Origin of the sequence: Stenotrophomonas mexicanensis (genome assembly GCF_032911605.1) — a bacterium.
In the GTDB taxonomy this organism is placed as follows: domain Bacteria; phylum Pseudomonadota; class Gammaproteobacteria; order Xanthomonadales; family Xanthomonadaceae; genus Stenotrophomonas; species Stenotrophomonas maltophilia_A.
Genome location: NZ_JAWJTG010000027.1, coordinates 46,798 through 65,672 on the forward strand (window position 1 = coordinate 46,798; position 18,875 = coordinate 65,672).

Below are 18,875 nucleotides of genomic sequence, written 5' to 3' on the forward strand. Positions count from 1 at the left end.
GCGCCGGGCATGGCCCGGCGCTACCGTTGTCTCCCGCTGGAGTCAGAGCCCTTTCCGCAGGAAAGGGATCCGACCCCGACGATCAGTACTTCCAGGTCAACGCCAGCCGCGCGGTACGGCCCGGGGCCGGCATCACGCCCAGGGCAAGCGGGTCCAGGTAGTAGCGGTCGGTCAGGTTGTCCACGCCGGCTTCCACCGACAGCTGGTCGTTGAAGCTCCAGCTGGCGAACAGATCCACCAGGGTGGTCGGCCGGTACAGCTGCTGGATCGCCGACAGGCCCACGTTCCAGTCCTTGTCCAGCTTGCTGATCGGGCCGGCGTTGTGGACCACGCGGGTACCGAAGGTCAGGCGCTCGTCGAACAGGCGCGAGCCCAGGGTCAGGTTGACCATGTAGCGCGGCGGGTTCTGGGTATTGGTGTACGAGCCCTCGAAGCCGCCGTCCACACAGTTCGGCGTGTTGGCCAGTTCATCGTTCCTGCGCTGTGCACCATAGGCACGGCGCTCGGCTGCGATGTCCGGTGCGCAGGTCTTGGCCTTGAAGTAATAGTGCGCGGACAGATCGGCAAATACCTTGCCGCTGTCATAGCTGGACTGGAACTCCATGCCCGAGACCTTGAACTGGTCGACGTTGCGGATCAGGCCGGCCGAGAGCGTGCGGTAGTCACGGGTGATCAGGTCGTCGATGCGGGTATCGAAATACGCCAGCTTCAGCGCCAGGCGGTCGCCGGCAGTGAACAGGTCGTAGCGGATGGTACTGGCGCCGATTTCCCAGCTGCGCGCGCGCTCCGGCTTCAGCTCACCCACCGGTTTGGCGGCGGTGAACAGGCCCAGCGTGGTCTCGAACAGGCTCGGCAGCTTGGTGCCTTCGGCGTACTTCACGTAGACCATGGTGTCTTCGCTGAAGCGGTAGGCCACGCTGGCGGTCGGCGAGAACGCGGTGTCACGGCGACGGATCGGCTGCGACCAGCTCCAGCTGACCGGCACCTCCAGGTCCTGCGCCTTGCCGGCGTCGTAGAAGTTCCAGCCACCGATGTCACCCACCGTGCCCTTCTTGTACGGTGAAGCCAGCAGCGATTCCTGGGTGAAGTTGCCGTTGGCATCCGGATACCAGTTCAGCAGCGCGATGCGCTTGGCCCGCCACGACGGCAGCGCCGGGTTGCCATTGAGCAGCTCGGTGTAGCGGTACTGGCCCTGCACCTCGTAGGCATCGGGCGTGGCCAGGCGGTTGCGGTCATGCACATCCACGCGGTTCCAGCGGCCGCCGGCCAGCAGTTCCCAATGCTCATCGGGCTGCCACTTCAGCGAGGCCACGGCACTGTATTCCTTGCGCTCGGCGTTGCGCAGGAAGCGGTTGTTGATCAGGTCATCGTGCATGACCGGCCCCGAGCTGCCAGGTGCAATGTCCTCATCGCTGTAGGACAGGCCGTAGTCGAGGGTGAATGCACCGGCGTGTGTATCGAACTTCGAGGTGTTGCTGGCATCCAGGCCGAAGCGCTTCTGCCGCAGCGGATTGCGGTAGGCATCCTTGTAACCGGGGTCGCCACTGAAGCTGGGCGCGTCGTACCACTCGGTGCGGCGATCGAAGTACCAGGGGGTGATGCCGGTCAGGCTGTTGTACATCACGCTGTCGGTGTCGGTGTACGTGGCGTTGACGCGCAGGTCGACCAGCTCGCTGTCCGGGTTGAAGCGATAGCGCAGGGTATAGCTGTCCATGTCGACGTGGCCCGGGTCCCATTGCGGAATGCGGTCACGATCCACACGGATGATCTGCGAGGCCATGATCTCGCCGGCGGTGCCCTCGTAGCGGCGGTAGCCCGCTTCCAGGGTCTGTGCATCGTCGATGCGCCAGGTGCCCTTGAGCAGCGCCGACTTCGAGCGCGCCGAGGTATTGAACACCTCGGTACGCGGCGGGTTCAGCGGCGCCAGCGTGCGCCGGGTCTGCGGGAAGTCATCGTAGCCATGCTTGCCGGAGAAGTAGTTGCCGTTGTCGCGGTAGGCGTAGGCGGCAACCAGATCGAAGCGATCCCAGTGTCCCGCAGCGGCCACGTTGAAGAACTGGCTGCCGGTGGCGCTGCGGTCGGTACGCGGCGCGGCGCTGTAGGACGGCAGGTTATTGGCGCTGTTGTTGGCCAGGCCGCCACGCACGCGCACGCCGAAGTCCCGGCCTTCGCGCAGCACGTCACCGATCTTCAGCGTCTCCATCTCGACCACGCCGCCGATGCCACCGGAGGCGTTGGCCTGCAGGCTCGGGCCCTTGGTGATGGTCAGGCTGGAGATCAGGTCCGGGTCGAGGTAGGTGCGCTGCGACTGGCCGGCATAACCACGGTAGGTATCCATGCTGGACTGGCCACCGTCGATGATCACCGGCACGCGGCCCTGGCCCTGGATGCCACGGATGTTGACGTCGAAGCCGTTGCCCACGCGCGGATCACCGGCGGTGACGCCAGCCACGCCCTTGACGATGTCGCCGTTGGACGTACCGCGGAATCGCTCCAGGTGCGTGCGGTTGAGCGTGGTGGTGGAGCCGACGCTGCGATAGCCGTCGAGCAGGCGCGCCTCGTCGCTGGTTGCGCCGCTGTCGATACGGTCGCCGGCCACGCTCAGCGTATCGGTGACGATCACACCGCTGTCGGCCTGCGCCGACGCTGCCGCTTCCAGGGTCACCGCATCGGCACTGACCCGGCGCACCGCCAGGCCACTGCCCTGCAGCAGGTGCTGCAAAGCCTCGCTGGCCGACAGGCTGCCGCTGACCGCACGCGAGGTCACACCCCGGGCCAGGGTGGCCGGGTACACGACCTGCACGCCGGACTGGCGCATGTAGCTGCGCAGCGCCTCGTCCAGTGGCTGCGCGGGGATATCGAAGCGCTGCACGGCAGCGTGGTCACCGCTGGCATCCTGCGCGAGTACGGAGGGCGCGGCGCTGGCCAGGCCGGCCGCCAGCAGGGCGATGCACAGGCGGGACGGGCGCGGCATGCGGCCCGGACGATGGAGATCGAACATGGGGGAACCTGTCAGGTAATCGGTGCCGCGGGCGCGGCGACATCCGCAACACGGGCGGACACGGCGACGTACTGGCGGCGGCGGGTACGTTCGCGGAGTAAGACGGATGAAAGCGTGGCAACCCCAAGAGCGATTTGCGGCCGCGGCAGGTGCCGACCGTGGGTCGGCTGGTTGCCGCGGTGGGTGCCGACCGTTGGTCGGCACAGGGACGGTCATCCACGCATGGCGTGGATCTACTGCACGATGGCGACGCCGAATGGAAGACGAGTAACCCGAAGACCTGCTGTTGCCGCCAACGCGTCCAGCGCCTGCTCCGGGCGATCAATGCGCAACGCTGCACTGACGGCCGGCAGCTGCGACAGATCGCCACGCACGAAGGTCGGGCCAGCGCGATAGCGCCCGACCCATTGCACGGCCTCGGCGACGCTGGCCTGCTCCAGCAGCAGTTCACCCTGCCGCCACGCGCCCACACTGTCGGCCGCCACATCCTGCAGACGCGTCACGCCACTGCGCTCGCCATAGGCCGCGCGCTGTCCCACCTGCAGGTAGGTCCAGCCACCGTCGGCCGGGCTGGCCACGCGCACCCTGCCCTGTCCGACCTGGGTTTCCACCTGATCGTTGTCGCGTGCGACGGAGAACGCGGTCGAGATGTCCTCGACCACGCCATTGCCCGCGAGCACGCTGAAACGCCGCTGGGCATCCGGGCTGACCTCGAACCAGGCGCGCCCGCGCAACAGCTCGATCCGGCGTGCATCGGCATCAAACCGCACGGCGATCGCGCTGTCCGCATCCAGCACGGCACGACTGCCATCGGGCAGTTGCACGTTCTGCACGACATGCGTACTGCGATGGTCGGCCTGCAGCCGCAACCAGGCCTCCGGCCATGCCACCAGCATCGCCAGCGCAGCTGCAGCGGCCATTGCCCAGCGCAGCCGCCGCGGGCGCCGGCGTTCGGCCGGCCGGGCCTGCGAGCGTGGTCCGACACCGCGCCACAGCGCGCGCTCGTACTCGAAGGCGCGGCGGTGCCCCGGTTGTTCCAGCCAGTGCTCGAACTCGTGCATGCGCCCCTCGCCGATGTCACCCGAGGCCAGCCACGCGATCCAGCCCCGGGCCTGTTCGGCCAGGGCATCGTCATTGGCGGCGGGCAGCGTGTTCGGCGGGCTCATCGGCTGGCGGACAGGCGCATTCAAGCGCGGGCGGAGGAACTAGACCGCATCCACGGTCCAGTGATCAAGACGTTTCAGCGAGGGCCAGCCCCAAGCCGGGGCGATCATCGGCCGCTGCGCGCCCAGGCCAGGCGTTGCAGCGCGGTGCGCACATGGTTCTCGACGGTAGTCACCGACACACCCAGACGGCGTGCGATCTCGGCCTGGGTCAGGCCCTGCAGGCGGTTGAGCCGGAAGATGGTGCGGGTCGGCTCCGGCAGGTGCCCCGCCGCGTCAAGCACCCGCTGCAGCTCGTCCTGTGCCATCGCCTGCTCTTCGGTCGAGATCACCTCGTCCGGCCCCCACAGGTAGTGGTCGGCCAGCAGACGGTTGCGCCGGGTCGATTCGCGGCCATGGTCGGTGGCCAGGTTGGCGGCCAGCCGGTACAGATAGGCGCGCGGGTTGTCGATGGCCTGGCTGTCATCGACGCCACGTGCCTTGAACCACACCGCCTGGATCACGTCCTCGGCGCCGTTGTCGCCCCCCAGGATGCGTTGCACCCGGCGCAGCAACGCAGGCCGCTCGCGGATCAGCAGTTCGGTGAGGGAGGCGGCATTGGAGGACATGCGCGGAACCGGGACGACAGACGGAAGGCGCCGCGCATGCTACTCCGTTAATGAGAATCAGTCACGTTCTCATCAATGGATGCACCCGGTCAGCCCGTCATAGACGCTCTGCGAGGTCCCCGGCAGCGGGTCATGCAGTGGATTGCGCGCGGCGAGCGCGGCATGGAAGGCTTCCACCGGGGTTCCCGCCACCAGCGGCAGGCGGCACAACCAGGTCGGTTGCCGGGCCACGATCGCGCCATCGTTGCGGGACACCTCCAGATCGCTGGCGGCGAATGCCCACAGGCATTCATGCACGGTTCCCCGCACCGCATCCACCGAACAGCGCAGGCGCAGGGCGCGGATATCGCTGTATTCGCCCTCGCAGAAGGTGTCGCCACAGATGGCATCGAAGCCATGCTGCAAACGGCCTTCCAGGGCAAAGAAGCGGTCCCAGTTGGCCTCCTGGTGCGGGTAGTCGATCAGGTCGACATAAGGGGACGCCTGGGCCAAAGGCGCAACCAGCAGCATGCAGGTCAGGCCAAACGGCAGGGCAGACACGTTCATGGGCAGACTCCTTGGGAAGGTTGGTCCAGCCTGCGCTCCCATGCCGGCCGCCCCCATCAGCCAATCCCGGTCTGCCCGGTAGGCCCCCGCCCCGCAGCGCCGTCGGCCCCTCCCTCTGCACAGCGCCCGGCAAAGGCATAAAATGGGGGGCTATCCGTCTATATCCCCCACCTGGAGCACGACCATGGGTCTGGAACTCGTCTCGCCCGGCAAGAACCCGCCGGAAGAAATCAACGTCATCATCGAGATCCCGAAGGACTCGGAGCCGGTGAAGTACGAAGTGGACAAGGAAACCGGCGCGATCTTCGTCGACCGTATCCTGTCCACCCCGATGCGCTACCCCTGCAACTACGGCTACGTGCCGAGCACCCTGTGCGGCGACGGCGATCCGGCCGACGTGCTGGTGGTGCTGCCGCTGCCGCTGGTGCCGGGCTCGGTCGTGCGCTGCCGTCCGGTCGGCGTGCTGAAGATGAGCGATGAGGCGGGCAGCGACGAGAAGATCCTGGCCGTGCCGGTGTCGAAGATCTTCAGTGGCTATGCCCACGTCGAAGACATCGCCCAGGTGTCCAGCCACTGGCTGGAGCGCATCGGCCACTTCTTCGAGCACTACAAGGACCTGGAGAAGGGCAAGTGGGTCAAGCTGGACGGTTGGGGCGGCGCCGCTGAGGCCAAGCAGATCCTGATCGAGGCGCACCAGCGCCATCTCGACAGCAAGGCCTGAGCCTGAACCGGATCGCTCCGGCGGCACCCCGCCGGAGCGATGCGGGTCACGTTTCATGACGACGGCACATCACACGTGCCGCCGTATTAGGTAAATTGCGTCACTTCACACGTTGTCGACATCCATCGTCGAGACAGCCAGGGGAATGTGTCGTGCGTATTCTGCTTGTTGGGGATGCAGCCAGCCTGCCGGCCGAGCTGACCGAATTCATTGCCGATCTTGGGGAAGACTGGCAGCCGCTGACCGCCACCGATGGCCAGACCGCGATGACTGCGGTGGCCACGCAGGGCGTGGATGCGGTGATCGTCTGCCCGCAGCTGCCGGATCTCAATGCCACCACGCTGCTGGGCCAGATCCGGACCCTGCGCCCGGAAACCATCCGCATCGCGCTGATCGATGCCCAGCACGGCAACCGGCCGCCGCCGGCACGCCTGATCGGTGTCGCTCACCGTTTCCTGCCGTTGCCACTGGCACCGGAAGTGCTGCTGGAAGCGCTGACCAGCCTGGAAGAGCTGCGCGAAGTACTGGACAGCCCACGCCTGCGCGATGCCATCGGCCGCATCGAGAAACTGCCCTCGCCGCCGCACCTGTACCTGAGCCTGACCCAGGCGCTGGAGCATGACGACGACGCCGACAGCGCCGACGTCGCCAAGCTGGTGGCGGCCGACCCGGCCATTGCCGCGAAGGTGCTGCAGCTGTCGAACTCGGCGTTCTTCAGCCAGGGACGCACCATCGCTGACCTGCGCACGGCCGTGACCCGCCTGGGCCTGTCGACGCTGCGCGACCTGGTGCTGGCCAGCGAGGTGTTTTCCGCACCCACGTTGTCCACCGCCGAACGCAATTCGCTGCAGCAGCGCGCCCTGCTCGCCTCGCGCCTGGCCGCGCGCCTGCTGCCCGAATCCAGTGCCGAACTGGGCGCGACCGCCGCCCTGCTGGCCGACATCGGCCTGCTGCTGCCCGGCGTACGCAACGAGCGCAGCGAACCGTCGCTGGCCGGTGACACCCGCCCCGGCCATGCCGAGGCCGGCGCCTACCTGCTGGGCCTGTGGGGCCTGCCGATGCCGATCATCGAAGCGGTTGCCTTCCACCTGCAGCCGCAGCGCGCCAATACGCGCAGCTTCTGGGTGACCGGTGCGGTGCATGTGGCGCTGGCGCTGGTCAACGGCGATCCGGTGGATGAGGACTACCTGCAGCGCGCAGGTGTACTCAACAGGCTGCCGCAGTGGCGCGAGCATGCCAATGCGTTGATGGGACTGGTGCCGAGCGAGGCCTGAGGCGCCGTCCCGGGCGAGTTCTCTGGGTATGAAAGGCAGGCCGGATGGCCTGCCTTTTTCCGTTGTGCCTGAAGACTCATCCACGCATGGCGTGGATCTCCTCAGTCGGTGCAGCGCGCAAACAAGAAGGGCGGACCTTGCGGCCCGCCCTCCTCTTTCTGCTGTCACGCTTCGATGGATCAGAAGCGCTGGGTGTACTTCATGTAGTAGAAGCGACCGATGTCGAAGCCACCGTAGTACGAGAAGCTCGAGTTCGGCTGGCTGTACATGACCGGGCCCTCGTGGTTGAACACGTTGTTGGCACCTGCCGAGATGGTGGCATTCCAGGGAGTGTTGTAACGCACCTGCAGGTCGTGGAAGGTGTTCGAACCGGTGCTGCGGACCGGAATGGCCAGGGTGTAGGCCGAGGAGAAGTCCGGGTTGTTGCACTCGGCGCCACCGGTGCGGTCGTAGGAACACTCTTCCTTCAGGCCGGAGTAGTAGCGCATGCCCCAGTTGACACCGAAGTTGCCCAGGCTCCAATCGATGTTCAGGTTCGAACGCACGCGGAAGTTGCCACCCCAGTCGCCAGTGCCCCAGCCGGTGTGCTGCTCGACGGCAGTCTGCTCTTCGTTGTCGCGCTTGTACTCCAGGTAATCGACGTAGGTGGTCTTCCAGTCGATGACGATGTTGCCGAAGGAGAACTCCGGCAGGCGGTACTTGATGCCCAGATCGTAACCAGCGGTTTCCTGGTAACCACCGTTGATCAGCGTACGGGTGACGTCGGTCACCTGGGAGCCGTTCTCCGGATCGCGGGTGACACGATCACACGCGTTGGCGTTGCCCAGAATGTAGCACTGGTTGAGGATCGAGGTAACCGATTCGGCCGCGATCACGTTGTCGATGCGGATCTTCCACCAGTCCAGGCTGATGTCCAGGCCCTGTACGAAGTTCGGGCTGTACACCAGGCCGACGGTCCAGGTCTTGGAGGTTTCCGGCAGCAGTTCGGCATTGGAGCCGGACAGGTAGGCGTAGTTGGACTGAGACCCCGGGCCAGTGGCATCGATGCCGCCGGATGCTTCCTGGCGGAAGTTGGCCGGGACGGCACCGGCGCAGCGCGCGGCAACCTGCGGGTTACGTACCGCCGCACCGAACAGGGTGTCACACGGATCGGTGTACTTGTCGAAGGTCTGCGAGGTGCCGCCGTACAGGTCAGCCACCGTCGGCGCACGGAAGCCCGTGGCGTAGGTACCGCGCACCAGCAGGTCATCGATCGGCTTCCACTTCAGGCCGAACTTGCTGTTGAAGGTGTTGCCGAAGGTGTTGTAATCCGAGTAACGGCCGGCCATGTCGACCGACAGTTCCTTGGCGAACGGCAGGTCGGCCAGGATCGGTACGTTCAGCTCGAGGAAGAACTCGTTGAGCTTGTAGCCACCGGCCGTGGACGCACCGGCCAGGTCGGTGCTCAGGCCCGACTGCAGCAGCGCATCCGGGTTGTATTCGGCCTGCTCTTCGCGGTGCTCGTAGCCTGCTGCAAACGACAGGTCACCGGCCGGCAGGGTGAACAGCGCGCCGGACAGGTTGGCGCTGTAGACCTTGGAGGTGGTCAGCGACGTGTCGTGGGTCGGCAGGAAGAGATACTTCTGCAGATCCGGGTTGGACAGCGAGCCAGTGCCGTCGATGCCATAACCAAGCAGCGGGTTCCACGGGGTGCAACCGGCGATGACCGCACCCGGGGCACCACAGTAAGCAACGCCGTTCTCGACGAACGACGGGCCGACGGCATTCTTCACGTTCGGGATGAACAGGTTGCCGGTGCCGGTCTTGGTGCCCTTGTTACGGTTGTAGACGTAACCGACATCCCAGTCGAAGTACTTATCGCCGAACTCGAACGAGCCTTCCAGGCCGGCCGAGAAGCGGAAGGTATTCAGCTCGGACTTGGTCTGGCGCGGCATTTCCCAGGTGCGACGCATGAAGTCGACATCCTGGTCCAGCGGGTTGAACGCACTGTCCTTGGACAGCTTGGTGCCATACGCGCTGGAGCGGTACGGGTAACCGGCGATCTGCTGCAGCGCCTCGCGTTCTGTATACAGAACGTTGGCGGTACCGCGGATGTTGTCGGTGAAATCGTACTGGCCGTTGGCGAACACAGAGCGACGCTTGATCCCGGTCGACAGATACATCTGCTGCGTCGGGTTGGACAGGTCGGCGTTGGTCAGCTCATGGTAGTTGGCAAAATCGGTCGGATCGGCGCCAGGGTTCACGACGTAGTTCTTGCCGCCGTTGACCAGTACGCCCTTCTCGGTGATCGCAGACCAGCCGTTGGCGTCATCTTCGGTCGGGAACGGATGACGTGGGCCGTTGGCATAGGCGCTGAAGCGGCGGTCCTTGGCCAGCACCGGCTTCTCGTCGCTGTACTCGGCACCCAAGGTCAACGAGCCACGGTCGTTGGTCATGCCGTAGACGAAGTTGTAGGTTTCCTTGTCGCCGTCGCCCTGGCCGTACTGGCCGCGGTAGACGCTCGCTTCCAGGCCATCGAAGTTCTTGCGGGTGATGATGTTTACCACGCCGGCAATGGCATCGGAGCCGTAGATCGCCGATGCGCCGTCGGTCAGCACTTCCACGCGCTCGACGATCGAGGTCGGGATCGAGGCCAGATCGGTGTAGCCGCCGGAGCTGACGCCCATGCGCTTGCCGTCCAGCAGTACCAGGGTGCGCTGCGGGCCGAGGTTGCGCAGGTCAACATACTGGCCGCCGACTTCTTCGCCCGAGCTCAAGGCATCGGCGCGGCTGATCGCCGGCGAACCGGTTGCCGACAGGTTCTGCACGATGTCGGCAACGCTGGTGAAGCCCTGCTTTTCAATGTCTGCGCGCTGCAGCGCGATCACCGGCTGCGCGGTTTCCATGCTCGCCTGGCGGATGCGCGAGCCGGTAACCGAAATGCGGTCCAGGTCGGTCGTGCCGCCGGCAGCTGCGTCCTGCGCCGAAGCGAAGGACGGTGCCAAGGCAAGCGCAATGCCGGCCGGCAACAAGCCGAGCCGCACTGCAGGAATACGAACGTTCATCTATCTCTCCAAGGTACGTGTTAGTAGCGTGTTAAAACACCCCAGCACGTTACGATTGCGTTGCAGCGCTGTATTTGCGCGAACCAACCGGAGACTTTGCAGATTGTGGCGGCAGCAAGCCGCCGTTCTCCCTGAAACGCGATGCGGACTGGCCGTAGCGGGCGCGGAACGCACGCGCGAAGCTGCAGCAGTTGTCGAAGCCACTGGCCGCGGCGACCTCGCCGACCATCATGTCGGTGTCACGCAGCAGGTCGGCAGCGCGCTCAAGGCGCAGGCGCGCCGAAAGCGACTGCGGGCTTTCCTCGTACAGGCTCTGGAAGGTCTTGGAGAGATACCAGCTGGAGAAGTTGGTCAGCTCGGCCAGTTCACCGATGCGCACCACGCGGTGGCTGTTGCCTTCCAGGTACAGGCGGGCGCGCTGCATGCGGCCGAACACCTGGCGCTTGCGGCTGCGCGAGCGCCCCGGGCAACGCTGCACGTTGTCGGCCAGCCCACGCTGCAGGCCCGCCAGGTGCAGCAGCAGCGGGCGCAGTGCCTGCGCCGGCTGGCCACTGGCAAGCGCATCGCGCCACAGGCGCAGCGCAACGCGGGCATCGCCACGGTTCATGCGGCCACGCCCGGCATACAGACCGCAATCGGCCATCTCGGCCAGCACGCGCAGCGCTTCGACCGTCAGGTTCAGGCCAACGCACAAGCCGTTGCGACCGGCCTGCACCAGCGGCCGCGACTCCTTCTCGAAGGCGATCCACTCGCCCTGGCGCAAGCGGAAGCGTCCTTCCTTGGCTTCCACCCAGGAGCTGCCGCGCACCTGCATCCACACAGTGAAGCTGCTGCCTGCGGTCTGCAGGCTGCCGAGCCGGGCCACGCCCAGGCAGGTCGGCGCAGCATCGTCGAGCGACCGGTCCAGAGAGACGGTTTGGCCGCGATCGGCCAGCGAGAGTTGACGCATGGGGGCACCACGGATTTGCCTAGTACAGGCCTCCGTTTTGCCAAATCAGGCGGCACCACGTCAGGAAAGTCAGACGAGATCGCCACGAATTCGCGGCGAGGTCGCCACGAAGAAATTACGAAGGCCCATTTCCGTTGAACAACAACAACTTGGAGAACGCCGGAAGCAGCGTCGGCGAGCGCTCGGGCAAACGCATCACACCGATGTCGGCACCGTCGCTGACCGCCATTGCCACGAACAGGGTGCGCCCATCGGCGCCGGCACTCAGCCCGTTGCCGGCACTGAGGCGTTCCGCATCCAGGCAGCGTTCCGGTTCCTCGCGCCCGGCCTGGATCAGCACCAGTGTCGTACCGCAGCGGGTGGACGTACCGAGATAGCCGATCGCACTGTTGCCGGCCACGGTCCAGGCCCGGTACCGCCACCGGCTGGGCTGGTCATCGCTGATCTGCTGCACGCTGCCTGGCGCCAGCGCCGCATCCACCGACCACAGGCCACCTGCCGCCAGGCGGGTGAACAGCACACGCCCGCTGCTGCGATCGAACCGCGCCTGAGACACGCCCTCGATGCTGGCAAGGCGGCGCCAAGGCTGCACGCTTCGATCAAACAGGCTCAGCCGGGTCTGTTGCTGGTCATCGCGCTCGACTACCAGCAGCTGGTCCGGGTTTGCGCCGTACAGTGCCTGCAGCGGCTGCTCCGACGGTACCGGCAACGGCTGGACGCGTTCGTCACGTGGGGCGATCTCATAGACCACCGTGCGTCCGTGTTCGTCGCGCCCGACCACCAGCAACCGCCGGCTGTCGGCCGACCAGTCCGGTGCCTGACGTGCCTCAGGCCGCAATCCTTCGATAGGCCGCAGCGAATCGGGGCGCTCCATGTCCGCCCACCACAGCGCGAAGCTGCCTGAACGATCGGACGTGAACACCAGTTGGCGTCCATCCGGCGCCGCCATCGGCTGCCCATCCCGGCCGCTGGACGCAAACAGGCGCTGCGGGGGTGAACCGCCCTCCATCGGCACCTTGAAGATGCCGAACTGCGCGCGGCGGTGAACGAAGGCCAGCATGCCCGCGCGGCGCGCCGTCGCCGGCCATTGTGCGTCGTCGAGCCCGGCGTCGCGCAGCGTGCGGCTCTCGACGTCCAGGTAGTACAGGCGCACCTCACTGTCGACACGGCGTCCAAACACGATCGTCCGGCCATCACGCAACCAGGCCCAGCCACGCAGTTCAGCGGCCTCGTTGGTCAGCTGCTCGGGCGTGCCACCCGCGGCCGGCATGCGCCACAGGTCGCCCAGCTGCGGATTGCGCACGAATACCAGCCACTTGCCATCAGGCGAGTAGCGCGGCGCATAGTCGAAGTCATCCTCGGCGACACCGTAGTCCAGCGCCTCCCATTGGCCACTGGCCAGATCAAGCTTGCGGATGCCGCGATGGGCATAGCGCCCCACCATGCTGCCGAACACCAGGCCACGGCCGTCCGGCGTCCAGTCGAAACTGAGCAGCTCGGTGCCATCGCACCGTGTGGCCTGGCGCAGGGCACCACCGGTCGCGCTGGCGATCAGCACCTGGCAACCGCCGTTGTTGCTGAACCGCGCGAAGGCGATCTCGCGTCCATCCGGCGACCAGCTCGGGAAGCGATCGACCGAGCCGGCCGGCGGAGCCAGCAGCTGCCGCGCAGGCGCGTTGCCGGAGGTCTGCACCTTGATCGCGCCACCGCCCTGCCCGTCTTCGTTGGCGCCCTCATAGGCCACCAATGAACCATCGGGTGAAAGCGTGGGATAGGTTTCAAAGCCGCTGGTCGCGGTGATCAACCGATAGGGACGCTGCGGGCTGCCGATCACGCGCGTGCCGTTCTCCACGGCCGCGTCCACAGCTGAACTGCTGGCCGGTGCCCGCCGCAGCAGCAGCGCGGTCAGCACCACCACCGTGGCCAACATCAGCACGCCCAGCACCAGCAGTACGCGCCGGCGGACGTGGCGCCAGCGGCGGCGCGATGCCTGCACGTGTGGCGGCATCATCTCGGCGATGGCCGTCGCCGGTTGCATGTCCACGATTTCGTCATCGGCTCCCGCGGGCGGCGCCGGCTCGACATCGTCCAATATCTGCACCGGCACCAGCAGGCGATAGCCGGTCTTGGCGATGGTCTCGATATAGGCCTGGCCGTTGTCGTCGTCATTGCTGAACGCCTTGCGCAGCTGGGTGACGGCCTGGGTAAGCACATCATTGGTCGGCAGCGTGTCCGGCCAGACTTCCGCGAACAGTTCATCGCGGGTGACAACACGCCCCGGCTGGCGCAGCAGCACACGCAGCACGCCCAGCGCCTTCGGCGTCAGCCGACGCGGGCGACGCGCACCCACGACCTCGACTTCGCGCGAGGACAGAGTGACAGTGCACTCTCCTATCCGGATCCGATCGAATCCGGGGGGCTGGTATTCACTGCTGTTCATTTTCCGCTACACAGTAGAGACAGGTCCGGGGCAGCGTTTGCCTTCGATACCCTCCCGTCCTGGGAACAGCAAAAAGCCAGACTCCGCACAAAGCATCGGCGCATACCGCAAAAACAATGAAGCGGGCGAATACTAGCCTATGCGGGTTACCTCGCCTATCGCGTGGTCGACATCCAGGCTCTCTCTCGCCGACGCATTCACATAATTTGCTGCACCATTCGCGCCCTGCGGGGCGCGAAATTTTTATCTGGCGTTCATTTTCACATGCGCCGCAGCATGGTCAATCCAACCAGTCGCGAAACCACCAAAGCTACGTACATCACGCCTGAAAACTGCTCCAGCATGACCAAGGCGCGCGCCTGCGGATGCAGTGGCACAACGTCGCTCAAGCCAACACCCGAGAGCAAACTGAAGCTCAGATAAAGAAGCTCCATCCAGGTGCGCTGCGCGCCACCACCGGTGCCCTGGAAACTGCCCGGATACCATTGCTGGCACACGGCGAAAGCAAACGCGAAGGCCCACGCCAGCAACGTGAATGTCGCACCTGCTGCGAACAGTTCATCGCGGGTGACTTTATGGTCCTGGAGCATGTAGGCGATGAGCGCACCGGCCGTATAGAAGTACAGCAGGCTTTCCAGCAGCTGCGCGGTGGTCAGCAGCGCACTGCGATCCAGCAGTGCGCCGGCCAGCGAGAACACCACCGAAGGAATGGCCAGCAGCAGTGCCAGCCAGGTGCCCAGCGGACTGCGCTGGACCACCCACAGCGCCAGGCCGAGTACCGCCATGCCGAACATGCCCAGTGCCGCACGGCCGCCGGCGGTGTCATCAAGTGCGGGATACAGCAGCACCGCGATCAACTGGGCACCCAGCAGCCAGGCCGAAGGATGGCGGCGGGCAATGGCCAGCCAGCGGGTGGTGATGGCAACGGGCATGGCGTCCTTTCCCCAGGGTGATGGGCGGAGGATAGCCGGGAGCGGCGTGATGAGCGGTAGTGCCGGCCACTGGCCGGCACTCTCGCCGGCCCCACGCACGACGGAATGCCGGCCAGCGGCCGGCACTACCCGTTACACGTCAGCCCTGGTGATAGACCTCGGCGCCGGCCGCGCGGAACTCTTCCGACTTCTCCTTCATGCCGGCCTCGGCGTAGTCGCGCACGTCCTGGGTGATCTTCATCGAGCAGAAGTGCGGGCCGCACATCGAGCAGAAGTGCGCCAGCTTGTGCGCATCCTTCGGCAGGGTCTCATCATGGAATTCCTTGGCCTTCTCCGGGTCCAGCCCGAGATGGAACTGGTCTTCCCAGCGGAACTCGAAGCGTGCCTTGCTCAGCGCGTTGTCGCGCACCTGCGCGCCCGGGTGTCCCTTGGCCAGGTCGGCCGCATGCGCGGCGATGCGGTAGGCCATGATGCCGTCGCGTACGTCCTGGCGGTTGGGCAGGCCGAGGTGTTCCTTCGGTGTCACGTAGCAGAGCATGGCCGTACCAAACCAGCCGATCATTGCCGCACCGATCGCGCTGGTGATGTGGTCGTAGCCCGGTGCGATGTCGGTGGTCAGGGGGCCCAGCGTATAGAACGGCGCTTCGCCACACTCGCGCAGCTGCTTGTCCATGTTCTCCTTGATCAGCTGCATCGGCACGTGGCCGGGGCCTTCGATCATGGTCTGCACGTCGTGCTTCCAGGCGATCTTCGTCAGTTCGCCAAGCGTCTCCAGCTCACCGAACTGCGCCGCGTCGTTGGCATCTGCGATGCAGCCCGGGCGCAGGCCGTCACCCAGCGAGAAGGTCACGTCATAGGCCTTCATGATCTCGCAGATCTCTTCGAAATGCGTGTAGAGGAAATTCTCCTTGTGGTGCGCCAGGCACCACTTGGCCATGATCGAGCCACCACGGCTGACGATGCCGGTGACCCGCTTGGCGGTGAGCGGCACATAGCGCAGCAGCACGCCGGCGTGGATGGTGAAGTAATCCACGCCCTGCTCGGCCTGCTCGATCAGTGTGTCGCGGAAGATCTCCCAGGTGAGTGCTTCGGCGCGGCCATCGACCTTCTCAAGCGCCTGGTAGATCGGCACGGTACCGATCGCCACCGGCGAGTTGCGGATGATCCACTCGCGGGTCTCATGGATGTGCTTGCCGGTGGACAGGTCCATCACCGTGTCACCGCCCCAGCGGATCGCCCACACCAGCTTCTCCACCTCCTCGGCAATGCCCGAGGACACGGCGCTGTTGCCGATGTTGGCGTTGATCTTGGTCAGGAAATTGCGGCCGATGATCATCGGCTCGCTTTCCGGATGGTTGATGTTGTTGGGCAGCACCGCACGGCCGCGGGCGATTTCGTCGCGCACGAACTCCGGGGTGATGATCTTCTGGATCGAAGCGCCGAACGCCTCGCCCGGGTGCTGCTGCAGCAGGCCGGCATCGCGGATCGCGTCCAGCCGCTGGTTCTCGCGGATGGCGACGAATTCCATTTCCGGCGTGATGATGCCGCGGCGCGCGTAGTGCATCTGGGTGACGTTGGCACCTGCACGCGCACGGCGTGGCAGGCTGCGCGCGGGGAAGCGCACCGCATCGAGCTTCGGGTCATGCTCGCGATCGCGACCAAACGAAGAACTCAGTCCTTCCAGCCGCTCGGTATCACCGCGTTCTTCCACCCAGCCGCGACGCAGTGCCGGCAAACCAGCGGACAGATCGATGCGCACCTCCGGATCGGTGTACGGGCCCGACGTGTCGTAAACGGTCACCGGTGCATTCTCTTCGCCGCCGAACAAGGTCGGCGTGCGGGTCAGCGCGATCTCGCGCATCGGCACCTGCAGATCCGGGCGTGAACCGGGCACGTGGATCTTGCGCGAGCCGGGAATGGGCCGGGTCACGGATTCGGAGAGTTGCTGGGCCTGTTGCTGCAGGGCGGAGAGCTGTGCGTTCATCGGGCATCGTCCAGGAAGGTCAGGGACGAAGCGGCGGCGCACTGCTGCCGCGCCCGGACGGTCCTTGGGCGGAGTCCGGGCATGGCTGCACTGCAAAGCTTCCCTACGCCGGTATGAGCCGGATCAGGTTCCAAGGGACTGTCTCAACCGTGGCCACATGGCCGCGGTACCCCCGCTTCTTGGTGTGCATTAGAGCATAGAACGCACTGCAGCTCCTGGCTGTTCCATCCACGCACGGCGTGGATCCGCTGTTTCTGTATTAACAGAACCGTGACATCGCATTCAGTAACGTGCACGCGCATCGTGCCGCTGCGGTCGGTGTTTCCCCGCCGCCTTCGCGGCCCCTGCCCGGTCTGTGCTGCATGTCGCCGGCCCCTCGCAGCAAGCTCTGCTCGCTCCCCTCAATCCCTTGATCGGAGAAGCTCCTTCATGGTGTTTCGCGTTTCCATCGCACTGGTTCTGCTTCTGGTGCTGCTTGCCGGTGTTGCACCCGGCCCCTTCAATACCGTGGTGCAGTCGGTACTGGCCGATGTCATCCGCAGTGTCGGCTGGCTCTATCTTCTGGTCGTGTTCCTGGCGCTGACTTTCCTGATGTACCTGGCATTCGGTCGCTTCGGCAACCTGCGCATCGGCGGTGAAGATGCCGAGCCGGAGTTCTCTCGCGCCAGCTGGATGTCGATGCTGTTCGCCGCCGGCATGGGCATCGGCCTGGTGTTCTGGGGCGCCGCCGAGCCGATTTCCCATTTCACCAAGCCTCCGGAAGGCCTCGCACCGCAGAGCATGGACGCGGCGCGGGCTTCGATGCGCTATGCATTCTTCCATTGGGGTCTGCATCCATGGGCAATCTACGCGCTGATCGGCCTGGCGATGGCCTGGTTCCAGTTCAACCGCAATGGCCGTGGACTGGTCAGTGACATGCTGCAACCGATCATCGGCCGGCACCATCGCGGCTGGATCGGACGCGTGGTCAACATCGCCGCGGTTGTTGCCACTGCCATTGGCGTGGCCACCACGCTGGGGTTCGGTACCATCCAGATCGCTGCCGGCATGGAACGCGTGTTCGGCCTGCACGCGGGTGTGCCACTGCAGCTGACCATCATCGCCATCGCGTTCGTGCTGTACATGGCCTCCACCGCCAGCGGTGTCGAGCGCGGGGTGAAGTGGCTGTCCAACTTCAATCTTGCACTGGCCGCGCTTCTTGCGGCCACCGTACTGGTACTGGGCCCGACCGGATTCATCTTCGATACGTTCACCACCACACTGGGGTCGTACCTCAACCAGTTGGTGACGATGAGCCTGCGCATGTCGCCGTTCTCGGGCAGCACATGGGTAGCGGACTGGACCATCTTCTACTGGGCGTGGTGGATTTCCTGGGCCCCGTTCGTCGGCTCGTTCATCGCGCGCATCTCGCGTGGGCGCAGCGTCCGCGAGTTCGTCATCGGCGTCGTGCTGGCACCCACGGTGCTGGGCTTCTTCTGGTTCGCGGTGTTTGGTGGCACTGCGCTGTGGGCGCAGATCTTCGGCCACGCCGACCTGGTGCAGGCGCTGGGCAACGGCTATGAAACGGTGCTGTTCACCCTGTTTGACAGCATGCCGCTACCCTTGCTGCTTTCCTGCATCGCACTGGTGCTGCTGATGATCTTCTTCGTGACATCAGCCGATTCGGCGGTGCTGGTACTGGCCAGCATGTCCACTGACGAGGCAGGCGATCCGCCGTTGAAGCGCAAGCTGGCCTGGGGCATCGCGGTGGCGCTGATCGCAGCGGCGTTGCTGCTGGCCGGTGGCCTGGATGCACTGCAGGGCATGATCACGATTGCGGCGTTGCCATTCGCGCTGCTGATGGTGCTGGTGATGGTGTCGCTGTACCGGGTGCTGGACCAGGAGTACACGCGGGAGCGGCGGCAGGCGCAGCGCCAGCGGCACATGATCGATGCGTGGATCGCACGGGAGATGGCGGCGCAGGAGGAGACCCAGGCGGAGGCGGCGCGCGCGCACGATCAGGATTGAGTGGGTTTTGCAGCCTGCGGCTGCACCGCTTTTTCAAGCAAGTGCAAATTCAAAAGCCAGGGCAGCTCTGGGTTTCTGCTGGTTGGGCGGGGCGGTGTGGGTAGGCAGGACACGCCGTAAACCCCGCTCCGCGGTCCGGCCCAGCCGCTGACGGCTGTGCGTTCGGGCGCTTGCGAAGCAGTGCTTCGCAAGCAAAGCGCCCTCAC

At 65.6% G+C, this 18,875-nt stretch carries 12 protein-coding genes and 1 riboswitch; of the genes, 3 read left to right on the plus strand and 9 right to left on the minus strand.

The genetic code is table 11. The features are described 5' to 3' along the window. Positions 1-82: 82 nt before the first annotated feature. The 4 genes from R1L06_RS13000 to R1L06_RS13015 form a co-directional block, all read right to left on the minus strand. Positions 83-3,001 carry a TonB-dependent receptor gene (locus tag R1L06_RS13000; protein ID WP_279913021.1) on the minus strand — a complete coding sequence of 973 codons (2,919 nt, stop codon included), beginning with the start codon at positions 2,999-3,001 and terminating at the stop codon, positions 83-85. Positions 3,002-3,234: 233 nt separating this feature from the next. After that, positions 3,235-4,167 (minus strand): FecR family protein, encoded by a 933-nt coding sequence (locus tag R1L06_RS13005; RefSeq protein ID WP_317217899.1) that lies wholly within the window; start codon positions 4,165-4,167, stop codon positions 3,235-3,237. Between the two features lie 104 nt (positions 4,168-4,271). Beyond that, positions 4,272-4,772, minus strand: coding sequence for an RNA polymerase sigma factor (locus tag R1L06_RS13010; protein ID WP_014038389.1), 501 nt, complete (start codon positions 4,770-4,772; stop codon positions 4,272-4,274). A gap of 72 nt (positions 4,773-4,844) precedes the next feature. After that, positions 4,845-5,318 carry a hypothetical protein gene (locus R1L06_RS13015; protein WP_197616267.1) on the minus strand — a complete coding sequence of 158 codons (474 nt, stop codon included), beginning with the start codon at positions 5,316-5,318 and terminating at the stop codon, positions 4,845-4,847. Positions 5,319-5,502: 184 nt separating this feature from the next. Here R1L06_RS13015 and ppa point away from each other — a divergent pair, with 184 nt between their 5' ends. Continuing rightward, a complete protein-coding gene (gene ppa / locus R1L06_RS13020) occupies positions 5,503-6,039 on the plus strand; it encodes an inorganic diphosphatase (protein WP_005410935.1) in 537 nt (178 codons plus the stop codon). Between the two features lie 152 nt (positions 6,040-6,191). Next, the gene (locus R1L06_RS13025) at positions 6,192-7,313 is read left to right on the plus strand and encodes an HDOD domain-containing protein (RefSeq protein WP_032128397.1); all 1,122 of its coding nucleotides are present in this window, start codon (positions 6,192-6,194) and stop codon (positions 7,311-7,313) included. Positions 7,314-7,492: 179 nt separating this feature from the next. On the opposite strand, the gene R1L06_RS13030 is transcribed toward R1L06_RS13025, so the two are convergent. The 5 genes from R1L06_RS13030 to thiC all read right to left on the minus strand — a co-directional run bounded on the left by R1L06_RS13030 (position 7,493) and on the right by thiC (position 16,662). Further along, positions 7,493-10,357, minus strand: a complete 2,865-nt coding sequence (locus R1L06_RS13030) for a TonB-dependent receptor domain-containing protein (RefSeq protein ID WP_317217900.1) — start codon at positions 10,355-10,357, stop codon at positions 7,493-7,495. Between the two features lie 49 nt (positions 10,358-10,406). Next, positions 10,407-11,306 (minus strand): helix-turn-helix transcriptional regulator, encoded by a 900-nt coding sequence (locus tag R1L06_RS13035; RefSeq protein WP_032128400.1) that lies wholly within the window; start codon positions 11,304-11,306, stop codon positions 10,407-10,409. Positions 11,307-11,421: 115 nt separating this feature from the next. Further along, on the minus strand, positions 11,422-13,746 hold the full coding sequence (locus tag R1L06_RS13040) for a winged helix-turn-helix domain-containing protein (protein WP_317217901.1): 2,325 nt from the start codon (positions 13,744-13,746) through the stop codon (positions 11,422-11,424). Positions 13,747-14,006: 260 nt separating this feature from the next. After that, positions 14,007-14,678 (minus strand): ion channel, encoded by a 672-nt coding sequence (locus R1L06_RS13045; RefSeq protein WP_032128402.1) that lies wholly within the window; start codon positions 14,676-14,678, stop codon positions 14,007-14,009. Between the two features lie 139 nt (positions 14,679-14,817). Next, positions 14,818-16,662: a phosphomethylpyrimidine synthase ThiC gene (thiC, locus tag R1L06_RS13050; protein WP_032128403.1), complete on the minus strand. Its 1,845-nt coding sequence runs from the start codon at positions 16,660-16,662 to the stop codon at positions 14,818-14,820. Between the two features lie 82 nt (positions 16,663-16,744). Further along, positions 16,745-16,846: riboswitch (TPP riboswitch) on the minus strand. A gap of 245 nt (positions 16,847-17,091) precedes the next feature. Here thiC and R1L06_RS13055 point away from each other — a divergent pair. Then, positions 17,092-18,669: a BCCT family transporter gene (locus R1L06_RS13055; RefSeq protein WP_049400562.1), complete on the plus strand. Its 1,578-nt coding sequence runs from the start codon at positions 17,092-17,094 to the stop codon at positions 18,667-18,669. The last annotated feature ends 206 nt before the right edge of the window (positions 18,670-18,875 follow it).

What these genes read in the sequence shown, in the direction of transcription:
- R1L06_RS13000 (WP_279913021.1), bottom strand. Translation starts at nt 3,001, where the DNA reads ATGTTCGATCTCCATCGTCCGGGCCGCATGCCGCGCCCGTCCCGCCTG.
- R1L06_RS13005 (WP_317217899.1), bottom strand. Translation starts at nt 4,167, where the DNA reads ATGAGCCCGCCGAACACGCTGCCCGCCGCCAATGACGATGCCCTGGCC.
- R1L06_RS13010 (WP_014038389.1), bottom strand. Translation starts at nt 4,772, where the DNA reads ATGTCCTCCAATGCCGCCTCCCTCACCGAACTGCTGATCCGCGAGCGG.
- R1L06_RS13015 (WP_197616267.1), bottom strand. Translation starts at nt 5,318, where the DNA reads ATGAACGTGTCTGCCCTGCCGTTTGGCCTGACCTGCATGCTGCTGGTT.
- ppa (WP_005410935.1), top strand. Translation starts at nt 5,503, where the DNA reads ATGGGTCTGGAACTCGTCTCGCCCGGCAAGAACCCGCCGGAAGAAATC.
- R1L06_RS13030 (WP_317217900.1), bottom strand. Translation starts at nt 10,357, where the DNA reads ATGAACGTTCGTATTCCTGCAGTGCGGCTCGGCTTGTTGCCGGCCGGC.
- R1L06_RS13035 (WP_032128400.1), bottom strand. Translation starts at nt 11,306, where the DNA reads ATGCGTCAACTCTCGCTGGCCGATCGCGGCCAAACCGTCTCTCTGGAC.
- R1L06_RS13040 (WP_317217901.1), bottom strand. Translation starts at nt 13,746, where the DNA reads ATGAACAGCAGTGAATACCAGCCCCCCGGATTCGATCGGATCCGGATA.
- R1L06_RS13045 (WP_032128402.1), bottom strand. Translation starts at nt 14,678, where the DNA reads ATGCCCGTTGCCATCACCACCCGCTGGCTGGCCATTGCCCGCCGCCAT.
- thiC (WP_032128403.1), bottom strand. Translation starts at nt 16,662, where the DNA reads ATGAACGCACAGCTCTCCGCCCTGCAGCAACAGGCCCAGCAACTCTCC.
- R1L06_RS13055 (WP_049400562.1), top strand. Translation starts at nt 17,092, where the DNA reads ATGGTGTTTCGCGTTTCCATCGCACTGGTTCTGCTTCTGGTGCTGCTT.